The following is a 20328-nucleotide window of genomic DNA, read 5'->3' on the forward strand; positions in this document are numbered from 1 at the left end:
CAGACAACAACATAGAGCCAAACTGACAACAACACTGGCAATGAAGCGGTAATACCGAGCTACAAGACTCGCTGTACGATGGATCCCCGCGTTCGCGAGGATGACGAACTGAGAGACAGAAAGAGGCTGACAAACCGAAGTTATAAGTAAGAAGTTGTAATAACAAAGGATGTGATGAGACAATACACATCAACAGCGACACTATCCCGTAAAAACTCAGCACACCGCCGCCACGCCACCAACTGTCATTCTCGTGCACACGGGAATCTATTTATCCACACGCGCCGGATGTCGCGTTTGGAAACGCACTTGCCACAACCAACAACTACATAGAGCAAAACCGACAACACTGGCAATGAAGCGGTGATACCGAGCTACAACACTCGCTGTACGGTGGATCCCCGCGTCCGCGAGGATGACGAGATAAAAGACGGAAAGAAAAAGCCGAACGAAGATCAACTGCAAAGAACTAAACTCTGAGACAGCCGCCACACCACCAATCGTCATTCCCGTGCACACGGGAATCCATTCATCCACACACGCCAGATGCCGCGTTTGGAAACGCACTCGCCACAAGAACAAACACAGACAAGCCACCGACAACCATACTCGTAATCCAGTCAAATGAGCTCAATCGCTACCAAACAAATCGCGGGTGTAAACTTTATCTGCAACATCAGTTAATTCTTCCACCATGCGATTCGAGACTATCACGTCCGCTGTTTGCTTAAATTCATTCAAATCTTTGATTACACGAGAGTGGAAAAATTCTGCTTCTTTTAAAACAGGCTCATACACCACTACTTCAATACCTTTTGCCTTGATGCGTTTCATGATTCCTTGAATCGAGGAAGCGCGGAAGTTGTCCGAGCCCGCTTTCATGATTAAACGATAAATACCCACGACTTTGGGTTCGCGCTTCAGAATCGACTCAGCAACAAAATCTTTGCGAGTACGGTTCGCATCAACGATGGCACCAATAATGTTATTCGGTACATCTTGGTAGTTCGCCAACAGCTGTTTGGTATCTTTTGGCAAGCAGTATCCACCATAACCAAATGATGGGTTGTTGTAGTGATTGCCAATACGAGGGTCTAAGCCAACCCCTTCAATGATCTGACGAGCATCTAAACCATGCGCTTCTGCATAGGAGTCCAACTCATTGAAGTAAGCGATGCGCATCGCCAAATAAGTGTTTGAAAACAACTTGATCGCTTCAGCTTCGGTTGGGTTAGTTAGCAGAATGGGGACATCCTTTTTCTCGGCCGCGTTGGCAAATAACTCCGCAATTTTCTGCCCACGTTCACTTTTCTCTCCGATGATAATTCGAGAAGGAAAGAGATTGTCGAACAGCGCCTTACCCTCACGCAGAAACTCAGGAGCAAAGAGAATGTTGCACCTTTTCGCTTGAGTACGCATTCTTTCTGTAAATCCGACCGGTACAGTCGAACGGATAAGAATCGTGGCCTTAGGGCTAATTTGAATTGCATCCTGAATGACCTTTTCAACAGAAGCAGTATCAAAACCATTGGTAATAGGATCGTAGTTTGTAGGGGTGGCAACAATAATCAGCTGCGCATCGTGGTAGGCAATTTGTGGTGATGTGGTGGCCGTAAGCTGAAGTGCCCCCGACGATAAGAACCGCTCAATATCCGCGTCTGCAATTGGGCTACCTTGGGCATTGATTTGTTCGACTCTTTTAGAGTCTACATCGAGCAAAGTAATGGAATGGTACTGTGCCAAAAGTGCAGCGTTAGCCAGGCCGACGTAGCCAGCCCCAACGACGGTGATTCGCATAACATTTCCTGTTATTGACAACGTTACACGCTATATCAACAACTGAATGTTACATCTCTAAGAAGCTAAGATAACAAGAAAGGAAGAGAAAAGCCGATATGGCAGAAGAGAAATAGGAAGTGAAAAAAGGAGCTTGCCAAGGCTTGCTCCTTTTTATCTAGTGCGAGCAGACTAAGCGGTGACTTTAATTTCGACCACTTTATCTTTAGAGGTATTGAGCTTTCGCTTGGCATTCCAAACTAAATCGCCAATACCGTCTGTAGGGTTAAAGCCTGTGGGTGTTTCCAACAAGATTTGACGGATGGTTTCATGATCAAACTCGTGACAAGCTCTGTCTAAGTTATCAAGGATCTGATTAAACTCTTCGAGCGGTAAAAATTGCTCGTTCGCCGTCATGATGCGTTCGTGATCGGTGCCTTCCACATTGTCACCAATCAATAACTCTTCGTAGAGCTTTTCACCTGGGCGCAGGCCTGTAAATTTGATTTCGATATCACCGTTCGGATTATCAGATGATTTCACTTCAAGCCCTGATAACTGAATAAGATTTTTCGCCAGATCCACAATCTTAACGGGCTCGCCCATATCCAACACAAATACATCACCACCTTTGCCCATTGCACCGGCTTGGATAACAAGCTGAGCAGCTTCAGGAATGGTCATAAAGTAGCGGATGATATCTGGGTGGGTAACCGTAATAGCCTGCCCTTCTTCAATTTGACGCTTAAACAGTGGAATTACGGAGCCTGACGAGCCAAGCACATTCCCAAAGCGCACCATGCAAAAACGTGTACCGTTCACTTTGTCGTTTTCTTTTGCCGCCAAGGCTTGAAGTGCAAGTTCTGCCATACGTTTAGAAGTGCCCATCACATTCGTTGGGCGTACCGCTTTGTCTGTTGAGATCAACACAAAAGATTCCACACCAGCTTCAATCGCGGCTTTCGCGCTGTAGTAGGTGCCAAATACGTTGTTGCGAACCCCTTCCACCACATTGTATTCCACCAAAGGAACATGCTTATAAGCCGCTGCGTGATAAACCGTTTGCACGCCAAACGCTCGCATTGTGGCACTTAGGCGGTTGATTCGCTGCACAGAACCCAACAACGGTATGATTTCCACTTCAAGCTGCATGGCTTCCACCATGCCAGACAGCTCTTTATCAATTTCGTACAAGCCATATTCAGACAACTCAAATAAAATCAAGGTCTTTGGCTTTTGGCGTACAATCTGTCGGCAGAGCTCAGAACCAATAGAACCGCCTGCACCAGTTACCATCACCACTTTGCCGCGAATATTGGCCTTCATCAGTTCAGGATTGGGCTCTACAGGGTCGCGGCCGAGCAAATCTTCAATGGCAACGTCTTTAAGCTCATCGACCGTGGCATTGCCATTAACGATGTCTTTAAAGTCCGGTACGGTTAGCACTTCTACGGGTAAGTGCAGTAATCCGTCAATAATGGCTTTACGCTCAGAGCGTGTGGCTCTTGGCATGGCCAACAAGATTTTTTCAATTTCTTGCTTTTCAACCAGACGAGAAATTTGCTGGGAAGAGTGTACGGTTAAGCCTTGGATAATGGTGTTTTCAAGAGAAGGATCATTATCAATAAAACCCTTCACTTGGTAGGTTTCCGCATTGCGAAGCGCAATGGCCAACTGGCGCCCTGTACTTCCCGCACCATATATCAGTACACGCTCGCACCCTTTACGGCTAGCCTGCACGATTAATGAACGCACCATCATGCGTGCACCACCACACAACAGTGCTAAAAACGTCATGTAGATAACAGGCACGGTACGCGGCACTTCTGCATTGAAGAAATAAGCGAATGTTGTGATCGAGAGTGCGGAAATCAACGCACCAAGCACCACCACGGTAAGCGCATGAAAGGTGAGATAGCGCAGTACTGCTCGGTACAAACCAAGCTTGGTGAAAGTTACAAGAGTAACAATAACGGTACCGGCGAGTGTAAGCAAAGTTTCAGAGGAAACTGAAACAGCCACTTCGCCATGACGCACCCAAATTGCCATGAAAAAAGAAAAGGCAATTAATAAGGTATCTATGGCCAAACTGATCAAGCGCTTATGCACTCGAGGTAAAGACCATATGTAAGCCAACTTATCCATAAATCGTATTCACTTTTAGTATCGTTATGATTTTTTTACTGCATCGCCCGAGCCGCTGCCCGTGACTGTCATAATTATATACTTAAAGTAGTTTTTTATCGTTAGAGTATCGATCATTTCTCTATCGGTCTTAGCGAGTAACTGAGGAGTAGACATATCGATGTTTTGCACCTGTGCCAAGCCTGTGATGCCTGGTAGGACATTGTATACGCCTAAAGCATCACGCTCTTTAATCAACTCTTCTTGATTGAACAGATTCGGGCGAGGACCAACTAAACTCATTTCACCTTTCAGTACATTGATTAACTGTGGCAGTTCATCAATCTTAGTTTTACGCAAAAAAGCACCTAATTTAGTGATTGAACTAGTACTCGCTAAGTGAGAAGCGACCGATTGGGTATCCACCGACATTGTTCGAAACTTAACGAGTTTAAAAGGCTTTCTGTTGCGCCCTACTCGCTCCTGAACAAAAATAGGAGAGCCAGTATCAAACAAACCGATAACGGTAACCACGACCAATATTGGCCATAAGAATAGCAAACCAAAGAAGGCTGCTAGAAAATCTATTAGACGAATCATTATTTACCACTACTTTGTTTTGATTTTAAGAAAGCTTCTGCAGTTTTTTTGAAGCCTTCCTGTAATGTTTGAGGAGGAGTCCAACCTAGTGTTTCTTTTGTATGAGATATATCAACTTGTAATGATCCAGTTAACCGGTCCACTACATCGTTTTTATCAAACAGCTTACCAACCAACTTATAACAATAAGCTGGTACGGGTATTTGCCAACTTGGTTTGCCTAAGGCGATTGCCATTTCTTTAACCATTTCAGATGTAGATACATAATGATCATCTGACACTAAAAACACTTGATTCGCTGCTTTGGGGTGGTCGATGCAAGTAATAATTAAATCAACCAAGTTATCAACTGAGACTAAACTACGTTTGTTGTTAGTAATGCAGCCAAACGGTAGAGGAATACCTTTTGAGACAAGGTTCATTAGAGAAGCAAAATTAGCTTTCACGCCTTCACCATAAACTAGTGGACTTCTAATTATTATCGTTTCGACAGCATGCTCAAATGCAACTTTCTTCACATACTCCTCTGCAATTAGTTTACTTTGCATGATGTTTGGCAATTTTGATGAGTTAATGACTGTATCCAAAGATATAACTTCATCACATTCAGCGTATACATTTACCGAACTCAATAAAATAAACCTAGGTATACCTAACTCAACAGTGCGATCTAACACTTTTTTTGTAAGTTTAAAATTTATGAAACTAGATTCATCATCTGTAAACTTCCTATGAGCAGCCCCCACTAAGTGAATAACGACATCAGCATCTGCGTGATATTGACTACCAAAAAAGCCCTTAATTGGCATCTTTGAATCTGAAAGCTCATTTCTACTAATAGAGTAAACATTATAACCATTATCTTTTAAGTGACTATTTAGATGCTGACCAATAAAGCCACTAGAACCAGTTAGAATTACTTTACTCATTTCACTAAATCTTCTATTAGTAAAATATAATTTTTTGCTAACTTCTTATAAGTATGGTGCTCTTGTACAAACATTGATGAGGAAACTTTGTAAGCATTTTTATTGTTGTGAAAACGAAGTATCTCTTCAGACAAAGCCAATGAATCATTTGCCGGAAACTTTATTTCACAGTTTGCTTCTTCTAAAGGATTCCTAGGCGAGTCAATACCATTAAACACAATCTTATCATGTATCATATAATCAAATATTTTGTTTGGTGACATGCCAAATTTATATAACTCTTTAGGCATAGCATTTATAAATAAAGCATCGCACTGCGCGATTACATGAGCAACATCATTTTTTTTAACTTTACCAAAGAAAATTACATTGTCTAAATTTAATTCATTCACTCTCCCCTTTAGTTCGTCTTTTTGAATACCATCACCAACTAACAAAATACCAATTCTATGCTTACTTAAATACGCAGCTGCATCTATTAAAGGCATTAAGTTGTTTGGCACACCCAGAGCCCCCGCATAACAAATAACCGTGTCAAAACCCTGTAGAGCAATTTTCAAATCACTAGCTAAAGCTTTAGGCACTTCGCCCGTTACCTGTTCATTAATCAGTTCGATCCCATTAGGAATGTAAGTAAAGCTATCTTTTTTCAACCCTTCTTCAAGAAAGAACCCTTCTGCGTTGGCAAGCAACGAAACACAATGATCACAGTGTTTATAACCATATTTTTGAAAAATGTTGATTATTATGCTTAATGGATGACGCTTTGAAATACCGACTAATTCTTGAAGACTTAGTGGCCAAATATCACGTACTTCTAAAATTAGCTTAGCCCCATATTTTTTTGCGTAATATTTAGCAGCAAGCAAATGAAAAGGGTGGGCCGTTGAGGCAATGATAACGTCTGGTTTGTTGCTTTTGCTAAATTCTCGAAATGTTCGACTAAACAAACCCAAGCCAAAACTTAGCATGTTGAGTACACGCTTAAGACCATTTCCCTTATAAGAGACTACCTTCTGAAAAAAATAATCTACTCCTTCTACATCCATCACTCCCGGTTTTGCACCAGGAATAGAGCACAGATGATGATATAACGAAGAGATGACTATGGCGTTATAGCCTAACTCATTAAAATGCCTAGCTAGATAATATGGTCTAAAAGACATCCCATACTTCGGGCTACCAGCATAAGGGTGTATATACCAAATATTCATATTTACATTTAACACATATACTGACCGCCATTAACAGAGATAGTCTCTCCTGTTAACGACATACCACTTTCCGCTATCATTAACGCAGTATTTGCTAAGTCTTCTAGCAAAACTAACTGCTTTATAGGTATGTTATTTTTTATTTTTTCAAGAATGTCTTCTCGAATATTTTTAACCATGGGCGTCATAGTATAACCTGGGGCAATAACATTAACTGAAACCCCTTTGGTTGCTAATTCTTGAGCTAATGATTTTGAAAAGCCAATTATACCAGCTTTAGCCGCAGCGTAATTGCATTGTCCAAACTGCCCTTTAAGCCCATTTATTGAGCTAATGTTTATAATTCGCCCAAAACCATTTTTAACCATTGAACGTGCAATAGGTTGAGTAACGAAAAACAATGACTTTAAATTAACATCTATTACACTATTCCATTGATCCAAATTCATTTTTAGAAATGTGGAATCGGCTGCTACACCCGCATTATTAATTAAAACATCAATGTTTGAATTTTCAAGCAATATAGATATCTGTAGTTCAACTTCAGATATATTATTTAGGTCTAATGCCAGAAAGGAAACGTGTTTTTTTTCTATTTTATTTTCCGCCAGCCAACAGTCTAAAACATCTCTTGGTTTATGAGTATGAGTCACATAAGCATGGTATCCTTTATTAACAAAAGCCTTTACCAACGCAGTCCCAATTCCACCTGTACCACCTGTGATTAAAACAGACTTCATCGTTAACCTCTTTTTATAACTTTTGCCGGTGCACCAGCAACAGTATTACCAGCTTCAACGTTTTTGGTTACAACACTGCCCAAACCAACAACAGCGGAGTCCCCAATGCTAACTTTCTGCATCGTCGATGAATTGGGTCCCATCCAGACACCTTCCCCCAAAAAAACGCCTCCACTTAACTCAGTACATGCTGTCAATATTGAATTTTTCCCAATTTGGCAATTATGCGCTATGTGTACTAAATTATCCGTTTTAACACCATCATTGATAACTGTATTATCAAGAGCTCCAATGCAAACACTATTTAACGCCCCTATTTCAACATTATTACCAATGATTACTCTTCCTAAATGTGGAAATCTATACCAAATCCCCTCATCACTTTTTTCGAAGCCAAAACCCTGGGCGCCGATAACTGAGTTTGCTCTGATAATTGTGTTAGAACCGATCACTGTACCTTGGTGAATTGTTACATTGTGTTCAATTATCGTCCTTTCGCCAATACTTACTCCATCTTCAATTACTGCAGAGTTAGCTATAATCGCAGAGTTATCAATACTAGTGATGATGTTTTTTCTAACTAAAACTTCAGAGTCAATCAAAAACTGTAACGCCCTGCAGAAGTCTAAGCGAGGATTTTTAGAAAGAAGCACCGTCTCTGCTTCGACTCCGTCAAGACCAATAACGATTCCTTTTAATACATTTTCTTTTGGTTTATTGGCAAATTTTAATACATTCGACTCTATATTTTCCAAGCTACCAACAGTCCGAATAAGCTGCTCACTGTCACCATAAAAATCTAATTCTAAAGCATTTGCCAGTTCAGAAGCAGAAATATCGCGGACAATATGATACTGCATAACCACCTCTTTATAAATACATTCGAATAACTTCAAAAGATTCTGAATATTCTTTACCTACTTGAATTCCCTTACTTTTTGCTAAAGAAAAAACAAACTCCCTTGTCAAATATCCTCTAAAACCTTGTGATTGATATTTTGAGAGAGCACTAAATTTAGCCTCAAGGTGCGATTCACTTACATCCACAAATAACTGATTGCTATTGGACATCATGTTCCAAGCTAACTCATAGCCAAGAATTGTAGTGTTTTTAAATGCTCTAATAGATTCCTGACTGATAACAGCATGATCTTGATGAATATCTTGGGTACTAGGAGTAAGAACAAGATCATAGTTACTTTTTGCTCTGATAGATATTAAATCTTCTAAAATTTCTTGTCGTTTTTCGTAGAAGTATCGAACATTATAATTAAGAACTACTACATTTGACTCATCAATCCCGAGTTCTTTTGTCGCTAATTTAACCTCGGTTCTTAGTATATCTCTTGGAAACTCACTCGGTACCGATTCTTCACATGAAGAAAATGCAACATATGTTATTTTTGCCCCTTTTTCGACCAATTTTCTTATAGTAGCTCCAGCTCCTAATTCACCATCATCAGTATGTGGAGCTAACACCAATACATTTCTAAAATTATACACATCCCCCTCCCATCTTATATCTAGAATTCATAAGCTTGAACGTAAACGTAACAAAAAATATTGATAGTAAAAAATATAGAAAACCATAATATACACTACCTCTCAGTATCATTGGAAAACTATATGCCGATGTAACCATAAAAGCGACAATGCCAATTTTACCAAACCTAACAAGAATTTTTAAAATTACATCTATAAAGACCAACCAAACCACACCAATGAAAACACCAAAAGCACCGAAGTTTGCAAACGAATCAACAAATAATGATGGATGAGCACTACCTTTCATTATATATGATTCACCATACATTAAATTACTATAAACATACATAGGATTTTCAATTGAGACATCAAGCAACTTAAGCAAAGGGTTTAGCAAATAAATATATGTTTGACCATAAATATATTCTGAACTCAAATAATGCTCATATATTGATGTTGCTTGTATAAATAAGTTTCTCTCAATACCTTTGTCTAAAACCAAATACGCTGTATCTTGGAAATGTTCCAAAGACCACTTATCAATACTACCTATCCATCTAAAAAATGTCGTAACAAGATAAAGAAAAGCAACCAATAATGCCACTGCCCCACCTTTTAACATTAACTTAAAAGGATTGGCTCTATTCAATAACACATAATTAATTAGAAGTGGAAATATTGCAGGCAACAAATATGCTTTCACTCGCGTAATCGCCAAGTACAATATAGAAATAACAACTATGACGATTACTAGTTTACTTTTTTTTGTGGAAAAATATTCATAATACAAAACACTTAAACTAAGCAAAAGAATGAGCTGTGATAAATTAACCATCAATAACTCAAATACATTTCGACTTATTGCAATATCAACCCAACTTCTTGATATTCCAATAACGCCTCCAGAGCCTAGCACATAGAATACAATTGAAACAAAACCAAGAAATATTCCAGTTTTTGTATAACTTTTGGTTGAACTAAAGTTAAGATCTACATTATCAAACAGTTCTTTAGAAGAAAATGAATAGAGTAAAGAGAGCGAAAGAAACAAAAAAACATACAAATCGAAGAGATAAGGAGTTTCATCTACTCTTAAAGAGCCGAACCACAATATAACAACAACAAAAAGACTAGAAACCCAGAATATCAGATGCTGAGCTCTACAAAGAAAAATAGAAAAAACACATAAAAACACTGAAATCAATAACATTTCCCTCTCCTGCACGAAAGAGATGAATATATTAAATTAATAAAAATTAATATTAAAGTTATCTCAAAAGACTCCATATGTAATGAAGTTATAATTACAATTACATATGTAACCTTTAGTAACCACAACTTACTAAAGCCAACGATTGTAAAATAATTATAATTGATAGCAACCGAAAGAAATATAATGGATGATGTTATGGGAAGTTTAATGAAATTAGAACATCCCCAAATCAAACTCAATACTAAAATAGATATCAATATGAAAATATTAATTTTTAAGATACTAAAATTTACTTGCCCCAACTTTGCTTTTTCAATAGAAATGGTTCTTCTCATATACAATCCAGCAATAGCAGCGACTAAGTCATAAAAAATCAAAAAATATTTTATGCTTTTACCTTCAATTTCTCCTGATGATATACCGAATCTAAAGTATAACAATTTCATCACACAAAGAATAACGACTATATCTAGGCACTGAAAAAAACTTTTCCATTCGTTTTTATAATGGAATACTTCTTTTGAAAAAATATAATGGTATAGACTTAAAGAAAAGAAAACGATCCCAAGTCTTAATAAGATAATCTCATCAAAGTTAACATCAATAAAACGAAACATCGCACTTAATATGAATATACTTACAGCGGATAGTAATGAGCATCTATTTTCAAGCCTAATCCAAGAGGATACATCTCTACGCTCATATTCAGGCGCAATTGAAGCAAAAAGTGCAAATGAAATAAAATTAAATGCCATTATGCTATACACCACACCACTCAAACTAAATGAAGTGTATATAGCATAAGATACAAAAATAACGCTTCCTAATAAAAAATAACTCTCCTTCCCGTACAAATCACCCTTTTCTATATTTTGGTTTTTCTTTGCTGTATAAAAATACGAAAAATAGAACTCCTGTATAAACAAAACCCCAATTAAATTCGTCAAATTAACATCATCAACAAAAAAGAATATAGTTAATGAATACAAAAAACCATTGCAAACCTTATAAACCAAGAATGATACGTATTGCAATATGACATCTCGTGAAATTCTGTTTAGTTTATTCAAAGTGACTTTCAAAAAACCTACCCTTTAGAGAATCAACATACTCCTCATCATACTTTTCATTTTTTTCAGCAAACCTTCTGATGTAATATTGTAATATATTGCGTTTTCATATTCTTTTAATCCATCACAATCATTAGCCACTAACTTTACTCCTGCATTAATATACTCGAATATTTTCACAGGCGCGCAATAGTTTGTGTTCTTTAAATCTCTAGAATAATACAAAAAGCCATAATCAGCTAAGTTTAGTAGGTTAATAGCATCTTTATGCTCTAACTCTCCGATATACTTGTGCTTTCGCCCTTTTAGTAGATTGCTGCTATCTCCCAAACTTGATACTTTTCCAGCCAGTAGAAGAAATGCATTATTCTTGTTCTCCACCGAAGAAATTATCTCTTTTAGACCTCGATTGCTTTCGTTAATAGTGCCAATATATACAAAAATTTCGTCATACTTCTCAATGCCATCCAAGTCATACCTATAATAAAGTTCACTTGATATAGAATTGCAAAATTCTTTTTGACTCTCTTCTATATGCTTTATGGTATCTCTTGAAGGATAATTAGGCAAAACAATTATCTTATCTCTAGATATGCCATACTGTTCAACATAAAAATCAGATCTTATCTTATTTGGGAAATAGATAACATTAGCTTTATGAAGTGCAATTCGATGACATATTTTAAAAACAAAATTTCTCAAAATATTTTTGATGTTATTATTATCCACTTGATATTCAAACATCTCTAGAGAAAAGAAAATAAATTTTTTGTGTAAAAAAAACATTGCAACTATCGGATCGCTTACAATGAAATCCATTTTTTTAAAAGGCAACAAGAAAATGCAGCTTATATTTTCTTTTAAGTTAATACTCTCATAAACTTTTTCAGACTTAGCAATAATTTTAAGAATTGGATGTGAGAAAATATTTTCTCTAGCAACTAGGTAATATTTACTTTTCATTTGATATACCCATGCATAGGCAAACTCAATACTTGGCTTGACAACATTTCCGCTATTGGAAAATCGCCAGCTTGATACCCTAAATGCGCAAAAGCCGTTTGTTGGTGCATACAAGTACGGTAATACACCATCGTTGGAATTCCTTGCTCAGAAAAACCGTGAATTGATGCGTCACGATCCTCACTTCGCACCGTATATTGTGCCCAAGAGCTGGTATACCCTTGAGGTACTGTCGGTACAATAAATTGACTCGCGTACTGCACTGCGTACTCATCCGCTAATCGGTTGCGAGCCTCTAACTCCACTGGAAACTCCGCCAGTTTCTCTAATAGCACCGCAGCTTGAATAGTATCTAGTCGACTGTTTACACCAATACGCACGTTGTCGTATTTATCTAAACCTTTACCGTGAATTCTTAGCGAGCGAAGTAACTCAGCATAATCATCATTGTTGGTAAAAATCGCACCGCCATCTCCGTAGCAGCCTAATGGTTTGGCTGGAAAAAAGCTCGTCGTCGCGATGTCACCAAACGCCCCTGCCATTTTGCCATTAAGTGAGCCACCAAAACCTTGAGCAGCATCTTCAATCAGCTTTAAGTTATACTTCTCAGCAATCGCTTCAATCTCAACGTAGTTTGCAGGTAGACCAAACAAATCCACAGACACAATCGCCTTCGGTACTAATTTACCTTCAGCAATCACTTGTTGAATACGCTTTTCTAAATCTACTGGACAAATATTGAATGTGCTTTCTTCTGAATCCACAAATACTGGCGTTGCATTTGCGAACGCTATCGTCTCGGCTGTGGCAAAGAAAGTAAACGTTGGGCAGAAAACCGCATCACCCTCTTTAATGTCCAATACCATCATCGCCAGTGTTAAAGCATCGGTACCATTGGCGCAAGTAATAGCGTGTTTTACACCAACATACTCAGCTAATTGTTCCTCAAGCTCGAAAACTTCAGGTCCCATAATATAATGACCATGGTCAAGAACTTTATGGATACGAGCATCAATCTTGGTTTTTAGATGTTGGTACTGTGCAGCTAAATCAATAAATTGCATTGTTATTTTTACTCTTCAACAACAGTTAATATCGAACCATCAAGCTGATAAACAATTTGAGTGTGAGGGCAGGTAATGGTTAAGTGACCTTCTAATGGCAAATCAAGTTGCTCACCATATTGGCTCATCCAGCCAATTTGCTTGGCTGGAACACCCACCATCAAAGCAAAGGGCTTCACATCTTTGTTCACGACAGTACCAGCACCAATGAACGCGTACTCACCAATCGTAATACCGCACACAACCGTACAGTTCGCACCCAAAGTTGCGCCCTTTTTCACGATAGTGTCACGGTATTGGTCTTTGCGTTCAATAAGAGAGCGAGGATTATAAACATTCGTAAAAACCATGCTGGGCCCACAAAAAACTCCCTCTTCTAAATGAACATTGTCATAAACAGAGACGTTGTTTTGAATTTTACACTGGTCACCAATGGTCACCTTATTACCAACAAAGACATTTTGCCCCAGAGAGACGCCGCGACCAATTTGAGCACCTGAACACACATGCGCCCAGTGCCAAACTCGTGAACCTTCTCCGATGCTAGCACCATCATCTACAATGGCAGTTTCATGCTGAAAGAAGCTCATAACTACTCCAAATGATTAAAGGGAGCATTCGCCCCCTGATTATGGATTAAAGACGGATGTCTGCTTCGCCGACACTTAAGACATGTTTCACATCGTATAAAACGTGGCTATCTTTACCTAAACGGCGCAAAGCCTCTACGCCCATCGATTTCGTCTCACTATGGTCAACCGCCAGTACGATACCGTCATAATGACCTTCTTTCAGCTCATCGATGAGTTCAATACCATACTCATGGCGAACTTCTTCTTTTGAAGCCCAACTATCGTATACATCAACCGACATATTAAAGTCTTGCAGCTCTTTGATGATGTTGATGATTTTTGTATTACGAACATCAGGACAATCCCCTTTAAAGGTAAAACCTAATATCAGTACTTTTGCTTCATCAATATGGATTTTTTTGCTCGCCAGCTTTTTCACTAATTGTGTCGCGACATATTCGCCCATACCATCATTGATACGACGCCCTGCCAAAATAACTTCTGGACGGTACCCCACCTCTTGAGCTTTATGAGTTAGATAGTATGGGTCAACGCTAATGCAGTGCCCACCAACCAAACCTGGCTTAAATGGTAGAAAGTTCCACTTGGTACCTGCCGCTTTCAACACTTCTTCAGTATCAATGTCCAAGCGGTTAAAAATCTTCGCGAACTCATTAATGATGGCAATGTTCAAATCACGCTGAGTGTTTTCAATAACCTTAGCCGCTTCCGCAACTTTGATGGAAGAAGCCTTATGCGTACCAGCCGTCACAATTGACGCGTACACTGCATCAACAAAATCAGCAACAGCGTCTGTCGAACCTGACGTAATTTTCGTGATAGTCGTAAGTCGATTCACTTTATCACCTGGGTTGATACGCTCAGGGCTGTAACCAGCAAAAAAGTCTTGGTTAAATACCAATCCTGACATTTTTTCAATGATAGGAAGGCACACTTCTTCTGTCGCCCCTGGATACACTGTTGATTCGAAAACCACTATGTCCCCTTTTTGAATGACTTGAGCCAATGCTTCAGAAGCTTTCTTTAATGGAGTCAAGTCGGGGGTATTTTCTTCTGTGATTGGTGTTGGCACCGTAACCACATAGAAATTACATGCTTGCAAATCTTTCAATTGATGGGTGTATTGTAAAAGAGGTGCACTCGCTAACTCTTCTGGCGAACACTCTAGAGTAGAATCTTTACCACTCTCAAGCTCTTGAACACGAGCTACATTGATATCAAAGCCCAACGTTGGGTATTTCTTACCAAACTCAACCGCAAGCGGCAAGCCTACATAACCTAGACCGACGATACCGATATTCAAATTATCTAATTTCATTTGTTATCCAAAGTATTATAAATTCAGTGGCAAACCAATTTCTTTACCATCACGGGCGGAGCGATAAGTGCTAATAAGCAGCTCTAGTGATTTTAAGCCTTCTCGTCCATCGGTTTCTGGCTCCGCTTTACCTCGTAAAACGTCTGCCACATTTTGGAAATAAGGTGGGTGCCCAAAACCATAAACTGATGTGGTCTGGTAGTTTGCGCTGTGAATATCTTTGTCGTAGTCACGCTCATCTTCAAACGTCCACTCTTGAATATCATTCACCGCAACACCACCTATTCTTACCGTGCCTTTTTCACCAAGAATAGTTATCGAACCTTCAAGGTTTTTCGGATAAGTACACATGGTCACAGCCATAGAGCCCAGCGCACCATTACGCCACTTAATATTCACCACGCCAGTATCTTCAACATCAATGTCGCGGTGAGTCGACGTCATGGCGTGGACTTTCTCTACCGGACCAATTAACCAATGCATTAAATCCACATAGTGTGTAGCTTGATTCATAAAGGCACCACCATCCATATCCCAAGTACCAGACCAAGCAGCGCGGTCGTAATATTCTTGCGGGCGGGTCCAAAAGACGTTGAGATTAACCATATGGATTTGACCAAAGCGCTTATCGGTCACCGCGCGTTTCAGCAGTTGAAGTGTAGAGTTACGGCGATTTTGTTTTACAACAAATAGACGAACACCTTCTTCGTCACAAGCTCGCACCATGTCAAGACCATCTTGCCATTTTGTTGCCATTGGCTTTTCCGTCACAACATGAACCTTGGCTTTAGCCGCTTTAATGGCTTGAGAAGCATGTAACCCACTTGGAGTACATAACGTAACTAAATCTAGTTCTTCTTTAATTAATAACTCATCAATAGATAAGTAGCCCGGCACTTGGTATTTATTACTGTGTTCTGATAGTACCTCATGGTTATTATCACACACTGCAACTAACTCATACTCCGATGCTAATTGTTCTATTGAACCAAAGTGATTCTTTGATATACGACCACAACCAACTACGGCAATTCTAATCTTCTTATGCATTACTATTGATTCTCTTTAATTTCTAAAATATTACATTTTTATTTATCAAAAAAAACACAATAACATTTATTAATAATTGTATTAATTTGTGTTAAACGAGAATAAAAATCAACTTAATAATATTTTCATTATTACCTGACAAGCGAAGCCATCACCATATGGATTATGCGCAAAGCTCATCGCTTGATAGGCTTCGCTATCGGTAAGCAAGGTGTTTAGGTTGGAGACGATTTTTTCTACATCTGTTCCCACCAATTTAACTGTCCCTGCAGCAACCGCTTCGGGGCGTTCGGTGGTGTCGCGCATCACTAACACGGGCTTGCCAAGGGATGGCGCCTCTTCTTGAATACCACCGGAATCGGTGAGAATAATGTGCGCTCGGTCCATTAAGTAGATAAAGGGCAAGTATTGTTGCGGCTCAATCAGCAGCACATTTTCCACATTACCTAGGATACGATTAACCGGTTCACGCACGTTAGGGTTTAGGTGCATAGGGTAGAGAATTTGCACCTCGGGGTGCTGTTTCGCTGTTTTTGCTAGAGCTTCACAGATACGCTCAAAACCACCGCCAAAGCTTTCGCGTCGATGACCAGTCACCAAGATGAGCTTTTTGTTTTCATCTAAGTAAGGGAACTGTGCGGCTAAGGTTGCTTTTAGATCTGCATCTTGCTCAATTTTCTCTTTCACCATTAGCAGCGCATCAATTACCGTATTGCCAGTGACGAAAATATTCTCTTCTGAGTAATTCTCTTGCAGCAAATTTTGCTGCGAGGTTTCTGTTGGAGCAAAATGGTATTTGGTTAACACACCGGTGAGCTTGCGGTTAGCTTCCTCTGGCCATGGTGAATAGATGTTGCCTGTGCGCAGGCCTGCTTCAACATGCCCAACAGCAATTTGCTCATAATAGGCTGCTAAGCTGGCGGCAAACGTTGTAGCAGTGTCGCCGTGAACTAGGACTACATCAGGTTTGAACTCTTGTAAAACAGGTTTTAACTCTAACAAAATTCGCGCCGTCACTTCATTGAGCGTTTGACCTGCTTTCATCAGGTTTAGATCATAGTCCGGAGTAATTTCAAACAACTCTAAAACTTGATCGAGCATTTCACGGTGTTGAGCCGTTACACAACATTTTGCTTCGAAACGTTCATCCGCCGCTAAAGCATGCACTAATGGCGCCATTTTTATTGCTTCTGGGCGTGTTCCAAAAACCGTAAGAACTTTCTTCTTTGACATACAACTAACCAACAATAATTTAGATACAAAATTCTGGCGATACAGAGGAGATAGCAATCGGGCGACTTCCTCCCCCGACTCATTTATGCTTTATTGCTCTCACCATAGCTATAGTTATAGTAACCGTAGCCATAAGATGAAGAGGCTTTTTTCTCTATCGCGTTTAGAATCACGCCTTTTACTTCTATACCTGCTTGCTCAAAGCGACTGCGGGCAACATCAATCTCTTTCACTGTATTTTGACCAAAGCGAGCGACCATTAATGTGGTGCCCGCAATTGCACCAACGATGCTTGGATCAGTTACTGCGAGTACTGGGGGGGTATCGATGATAACTAAGTCGTAGTTTTCGCTTGCCCAATCGACGAGCTCTTTAAAACGAGGGTGCATTAGCAGCTCTGAAGGGTTTGGTGGCACTTGGCCGCGGGTAATGATGTCCAAGTTTTCCACTTTGGCAGATTGCACCGCGACGTCTCTTGTTACTTTCCCGCTGAGCAGATCAGAAAGGCCATTTTCCCAATTCAAACCAAAGCATTGCTGCAAATAGCCTTTACGCATATCTGCATCAATCAGCAGTACTTTTTGTCCTGTTTTTGCTGCTACGGCGGCGAAGTTGGTGGAGACAAACGACTTACCAATGCCAGGCGCAGGGCCTGAGATCATCAATACGTTGTTTTTTGCTTCCATCATCGCAAAATGCAAGCTAGTGCGTAGGCCACGCAATGCTTCGATAGATAGGTCTGCAGGGTTACTCTCCGCCAGTAGCGTCAAATCTGTATTACGCTTCTTGCGAGCAAGCTTATTGGCAAGCTCTAACTGCAGGTTGGATTTAGGCACACTTGCGTATACAGAAAGGCCAATCTGTTCAATTTCATCTGGGTTTTCTACACCGCGATGAAGCGCCGCTTTAACCAAGACTAACGCCACACTGAGCATGCCACCTAGCACAGTCGCAAGCACCACAATGAGCGGCTTCTTAGGTTTGACCGGTTTTGCGTAACTTTGTGCTTCATCGAGAATACGCACGTTACCCACAGTGCCTGCTTTGATAATGCTGAGTTCTTGGACTTTGTTCAGTAACTGAATGTAGATCTGTTGGTTAACTTCTACATCACGCGTCATGCGCAGTACTTCACGTTGCGTCTTTGGCAGTTTTTGCACTTGCTGATTTAAACGCTCGCGCTCTTTAAGTAGCGTTTCTCGCTTATCGAGTAGAGAACGGTATGCAGGGTGGTCTTTAGTAAAACGTTGGCTGATTTCGCTTTCTTTGAAGGTTAACTCGTTTAGTTGCGCTTCCAGTTTGACCATGACATCCAAAGTAGATTTTGCTTCTAGCCCTAAATCGATCGACTCGTTATCTTGACGGAATCTATTCAGAGTATCTTCTGCCGTTGTTAGGCTAGTTTTGATATCCGGCAAATGGCCTTTTAAGAAGGTTAAGCTTTTTTCTGCTTCCGCAGAGTTGCGCTCTACATTTTGTAAGAAGTAAGTTTGGCTAATGTGGTTGAGAATTTCGCTGATTTGCTTGCGGTTTTCACCTTCGAAGCTCAGCATTAAAATACCCGTTTGCTTACCACGCTCACTGATCGCTAAGTTCTTTTTCAGCCACTCAATCGCCTCTAGTCGGCTCTGTTGCGATAGAGAAAACTCTTGTTCATTGTGGGAGCGTAATTCGGAGACAAACAGCTCGTAGCCGTCTTTTTTTGCTAGCTCTCCCGCGACACCTTGCAGCACTACTTGCTCATCACCACGTACCAATTGATACGTTTTCTTCTCTTCATCCAGCACAACCAAGGTATGCTTCATCTCTTGAACGTATTCTGGCACTACATAGCGGCTAACTTCGATTTGGTTCACCTTTCCAGCGATGCGAGCCAGTCCCTTACCAATGATAGGTAAGTATTTAGGCTCTGCTACTGTGGTCAAATTGAACTTATCCACCGTATCACCCAAAATCATTCGTGACTTGATGATTTCAATTTCTGTTGTGGCAGAAGATTCTTGAGAAAATAACTCCCCCATATCCCCACCAACTAAAGAGCCTATTCCACCTTTGCTTTTTTCTTCGATTTGCAATAAAGCATCCGCTTTATAGATAGGCGTTGAAAGTAGCGCAACCGCGACTCCACCAACCGCAAAGAAAAAGGTTGTTACTAGGATGATCCATTTTGCATCCAAAAGAATGCCAAGCAGCTTGCCTAAATCGATTTCGTCAGACGAGTTATCAACGGAAGATCGGTTTTGTGGTGTTGTCATTGTCTCGTTCATTTCCGGGTTGGTGGATTTATGATTTGTTTGTTGGAAAAACGGTCCTGTGGTCCTGTGGTCCTGTGGTCCTGTGGTCCTGTGGTCCTGTGGTCCTGTGGTCCTGTGGTCTAGGCTAAAACATTGCAAAGGAATACAAGCGCCTAGGTCAGTTTTTCTCTTTTACTACAATTTTTTTGCCCAGGCTTGTGCGGCTTCATCAATTAACTGATAAGCATGCACAAAGGCTTCTTTGCTTTGGCGATACGGATCGGGGATGTCTTTTTGCCCTATCCATTGGCCGAAGAGCATGGTTTTTCCACGCGCTTCAGGGGCAATTTGTGTTAGCGCTTCCATATGGCCTTTTTCCATCACTAGGATCAGATCATATTGGCTACACAGTGCAGAGGTAAGTTGCTGTGATTGATGGTTTTCTACATCAACATCATTCTCTTTTGCCACTTCTATCGCCATTGCATCGGCTGGTTTACCAATTAGACGGCTTTTCTCTGCTGCAATCCCGGCAGAAGCAACGGTTTTATTCGGAAGTAGTTTTTGTAGTACGCGCTCACCAGTTGGAGAGCGACAAATATTACCGACACAAACGACTAAGATTTTGTTAAACATGAGTAATGCCTATTGAATTATTGGTCCTGTGGTCCTGTGGTCCTGTGGTCCTGTGGTCCTGTGGTCCTGTGGTCCTGTGGTCCTGT

The 20328-nt window shown here is 40.2% G+C and carries 19 protein-coding genes and 1 pseudogene; all 20 read right to left on the reverse strand.

Annotated elements, in window-relative coordinates:
• A pseudogene (locus CIK04_RS33475) lies at window positions 1-259 on the reverse strand (hypothetical protein); the annotation flags it as partial.
• An 8-nt stretch (window positions 260-267) separates the two neighbouring features.
• Window positions 268-624, reverse strand: a complete 357-nt coding sequence (locus CIK04_RS21170; RefSeq protein WP_232708686.1) for a hypothetical protein — start codon at window positions 622-624, stop codon at window positions 268-270.
• Window positions 625-630: 6 nt separating this feature from the next.
• Complete coding sequence (locus tag CIK04_RS21175; RefSeq protein WP_097353322.1) at window positions 631-1797, reverse strand: nucleotide sugar dehydrogenase; 1167 nt, start codon at window positions 1795-1797, stop codon at window positions 631-633.
• 171 nt (window positions 1798-1968) lie between these two features.
• Entirely contained in the window at window positions 1969-3921 is a 1953-nt protein-coding gene (locus CIK04_RS21180) for a nucleoside-diphosphate sugar epimerase/dehydratase (RefSeq protein ID WP_097353321.1), read from the reverse strand.
• Window positions 3922-3945: 24 nt separating this feature from the next.
• A complete protein-coding gene (locus CIK04_RS21185; protein ID WP_039562330.1) occupies window positions 3946-4500 on the reverse strand; it encodes a sugar transferase in 555 nt (184 codons plus the stop codon).
• The gene (locus CIK04_RS21190) at window positions 4500-5429 is read right to left on the reverse strand and encodes an NAD-dependent epimerase/dehydratase family protein (protein ID WP_097353320.1); all 930 of its coding nucleotides are present in this window, start codon (window positions 5427-5429) and stop codon (window positions 4500-4502) included. The genes CIK04_RS21185 and CIK04_RS21190 overlap by 1 nt, the downstream gene beginning before the upstream one ends.
• On the reverse strand, window positions 5426-6643 hold the full coding sequence (locus CIK04_RS21195; RefSeq protein WP_127446328.1) for a glycosyltransferase family 4 protein: 1218 nt from the start codon (window positions 6641-6643) through the stop codon (window positions 5426-5428). Before CIK04_RS21195 ends, CIK04_RS21190 begins: the two co-directional genes overlap by 4 nt.
• An 8-nt stretch (window positions 6644-6651) precedes the next feature.
• Complete coding sequence (locus tag CIK04_RS21200) at window positions 6652-7383, reverse strand: SDR family NAD(P)-dependent oxidoreductase (protein WP_058667412.1); 732 nt, start codon at window positions 7381-7383, stop codon at window positions 6652-6654.
• 2 nt (window positions 7384-7385) lie between these two features.
• A complete protein-coding gene (locus CIK04_RS21205; RefSeq protein ID WP_058667411.1) occupies window positions 7386-8243 on the reverse strand; it encodes a UDP-3-O-(3-hydroxymyristoyl)glucosamine N-acyltransferase in 858 nt (285 codons plus the stop codon).
• Window positions 8244-8253: 10 nt separating this feature from the next.
• The gene (locus CIK04_RS21210) at window positions 8254-8886 is read right to left on the reverse strand and encodes a PIG-L deacetylase family protein (RefSeq protein ID WP_058667410.1); all 633 of its coding nucleotides are present in this window, start codon (window positions 8884-8886) and stop codon (window positions 8254-8256) included.
• Window positions 8879-10078 (reverse strand): hypothetical protein, encoded by a 1200-nt coding sequence (locus CIK04_RS21215; RefSeq protein ID WP_058667409.1) that lies wholly within the window; start codon window positions 10076-10078, stop codon window positions 8879-8881. Before CIK04_RS21215 ends, CIK04_RS21210 begins: the two co-directional genes overlap by 8 nt.
• A complete protein-coding gene (locus CIK04_RS21220; protein ID WP_128824644.1) occupies window positions 10069-11115 on the reverse strand; it encodes a hypothetical protein in 1047 nt (348 codons plus the stop codon). The genes CIK04_RS21215 and CIK04_RS21220 overlap by 10 nt, the downstream gene beginning before the upstream one ends.
• A gap of 60 nt (window positions 11116-11175) precedes the next feature.
• A complete protein-coding gene (locus CIK04_RS21225) occupies window positions 11176-12114 on the reverse strand; it encodes a hypothetical protein (RefSeq protein ID WP_128824645.1) in 939 nt (312 codons plus the stop codon).
• Complete coding sequence (locus tag CIK04_RS21230) at window positions 12111-13178, reverse strand: DegT/DnrJ/EryC1/StrS aminotransferase family protein (protein WP_058667406.1); 1068 nt, start codon at window positions 13176-13178, stop codon at window positions 12111-12113. Before CIK04_RS21230 ends, CIK04_RS21225 begins: the two co-directional genes overlap by 4 nt.
• Before the next feature lie 8 nt (window positions 13179-13186).
• Entirely contained in the window at window positions 13187-13768 is a 582-nt protein-coding gene (locus CIK04_RS21235) for an acyltransferase (RefSeq protein WP_097353318.1), read from the reverse strand.
• 46 nt (window positions 13769-13814) lie between these two features.
• Window positions 13815-15089 carry a Vi polysaccharide biosynthesis UDP-N-acetylglucosamine C-6 dehydrogenase TviB gene (gene tviB / locus CIK04_RS21240; RefSeq protein WP_097353317.1) on the reverse strand — a complete coding sequence of 425 codons (1275 nt, stop codon included), beginning with the start codon at window positions 15087-15089 and terminating at the stop codon, window positions 13815-13817.
• A 15-nt stretch (window positions 15090-15104) separates the two neighbouring features.
• Window positions 15105-16145 carry a Gfo/Idh/MocA family oxidoreductase gene (locus CIK04_RS21245; RefSeq protein ID WP_309473044.1) on the reverse strand — a complete coding sequence of 347 codons (1041 nt, stop codon included), beginning with the start codon at window positions 16143-16145 and terminating at the stop codon, window positions 15105-15107.
• 102 nt (window positions 16146-16247) lie between these two features.
• Window positions 16248-17372 (reverse strand): non-hydrolyzing UDP-N-acetylglucosamine 2-epimerase, encoded by a 1125-nt coding sequence (gene wecB, locus CIK04_RS21250; protein WP_058667402.1) that lies wholly within the window; start codon window positions 17370-17372, stop codon window positions 16248-16250.
• 83 nt (window positions 17373-17455) lie between these two features.
• Window positions 17456-19639 carry a polysaccharide biosynthesis tyrosine autokinase gene (locus tag CIK04_RS21255; protein ID WP_097353316.1) on the reverse strand — a complete coding sequence of 728 codons (2184 nt, stop codon included), beginning with the start codon at window positions 19637-19639 and terminating at the stop codon, window positions 17456-17458.
• Window positions 19640-19801: 162 nt separating this feature from the next.
• Window positions 19802-20242 carry a low molecular weight protein-tyrosine-phosphatase gene (locus CIK04_RS21260; RefSeq protein WP_038941598.1) on the reverse strand — a complete coding sequence of 147 codons (441 nt, stop codon included), beginning with the start codon at window positions 20240-20242 and terminating at the stop codon, window positions 19802-19804.
• Between the last annotated feature and the right edge of the window lie 86 nt (window positions 20243-20328).

It is taken from the genome of Vibrio sp. 03_296, assembly GCF_002265885.1.

What these genes read in the sequence shown, in the direction of transcription:
- CIK04_RS21185 (WP_039562330.1), bottom strand. Translation starts at nt 4,500, where the DNA reads ATGATTCGTCTAATAGATTTTCTAGCAGCCTTCTTTGGTTTGCTATTC.
- CIK04_RS21195 (WP_127446328.1), bottom strand. Translation starts at nt 6,643, where the DNA reads ATGAATATTTGGTATATACACCCTTATGCTGGTAGCCCGAAGTATGGG.
- CIK04_RS21180 (WP_097353321.1), bottom strand. Translation starts at nt 3,921, where the DNA reads ATGGATAAGTTGGCTTACATATGGTCTTTACCTCGAGTGCATAAGCGC.
- CIK04_RS21205 (WP_058667411.1), bottom strand. Translation starts at nt 8,243, where the DNA reads ATGCAGTATCATATTGTCCGCGATATTTCTGCTTCTGAACTGGCAAAT.
- CIK04_RS21225 (WP_128824645.1), bottom strand. Translation starts at nt 12,114, where the DNA reads ATGAAAAGTAAATATTACCTAGTTGCTAGAGAAAATATTTTCTCACAT.
- CIK04_RS21190 (WP_097353320.1), bottom strand. Translation starts at nt 5,429, where the DNA reads ATGAGTAAAGTAATTCTAACTGGTTCTAGTGGCTTTATTGGTCAGCAT.
- CIK04_RS21175 (WP_097353322.1), bottom strand. Translation starts at nt 1,797, where the DNA reads ATGCGAATCACCGTCGTTGGGGCTGGCTACGTCGGCCTGGCTAACGCT.
- CIK04_RS21200 (WP_058667412.1), bottom strand. Translation starts at nt 7,383, where the DNA reads ATGAAGTCTGTTTTAATCACAGGTGGTACAGGTGGAATTGGGACTGCG.
- CIK04_RS21255 (WP_097353316.1), bottom strand. Translation starts at nt 19,639, where the DNA reads ATGAACGAGACAATGACAACACCACAAAACCGATCTTCCGTTGATAAC.
- tviB (WP_097353317.1), bottom strand. Translation starts at nt 15,089, where the DNA reads ATGAAATTAGATAATTTGAATATCGGTATCGTCGGTCTAGGTTATGTA.
- CIK04_RS21230 (WP_058667406.1), bottom strand. Translation starts at nt 13,178, where the DNA reads ATGCAATTTATTGATTTAGCTGCACAGTACCAACATCTAAAAACCAAG.
- CIK04_RS21235 (WP_097353318.1), bottom strand. Translation starts at nt 13,768, where the DNA reads ATGAGCTTCTTTCAGCATGAAACTGCCATTGTAGATGATGGTGCTAGC.
- CIK04_RS21260 (WP_038941598.1), bottom strand. Translation starts at nt 20,242, where the DNA reads ATGTTTAACAAAATCTTAGTCGTTTGTGTCGGTAATATTTGTCGCTCT.
- wecB (WP_058667402.1), bottom strand. Translation starts at nt 17,372, where the DNA reads ATGTCAAAGAAGAAAGTTCTTACGGTTTTTGGAACACGCCCAGAAGCA.
- CIK04_RS21215 (WP_058667409.1), bottom strand. Translation starts at nt 10,078, where the DNA reads ATGTTATTGATTTCAGTGTTTTTATGTGTTTTTTCTATTTTTCTTTGT.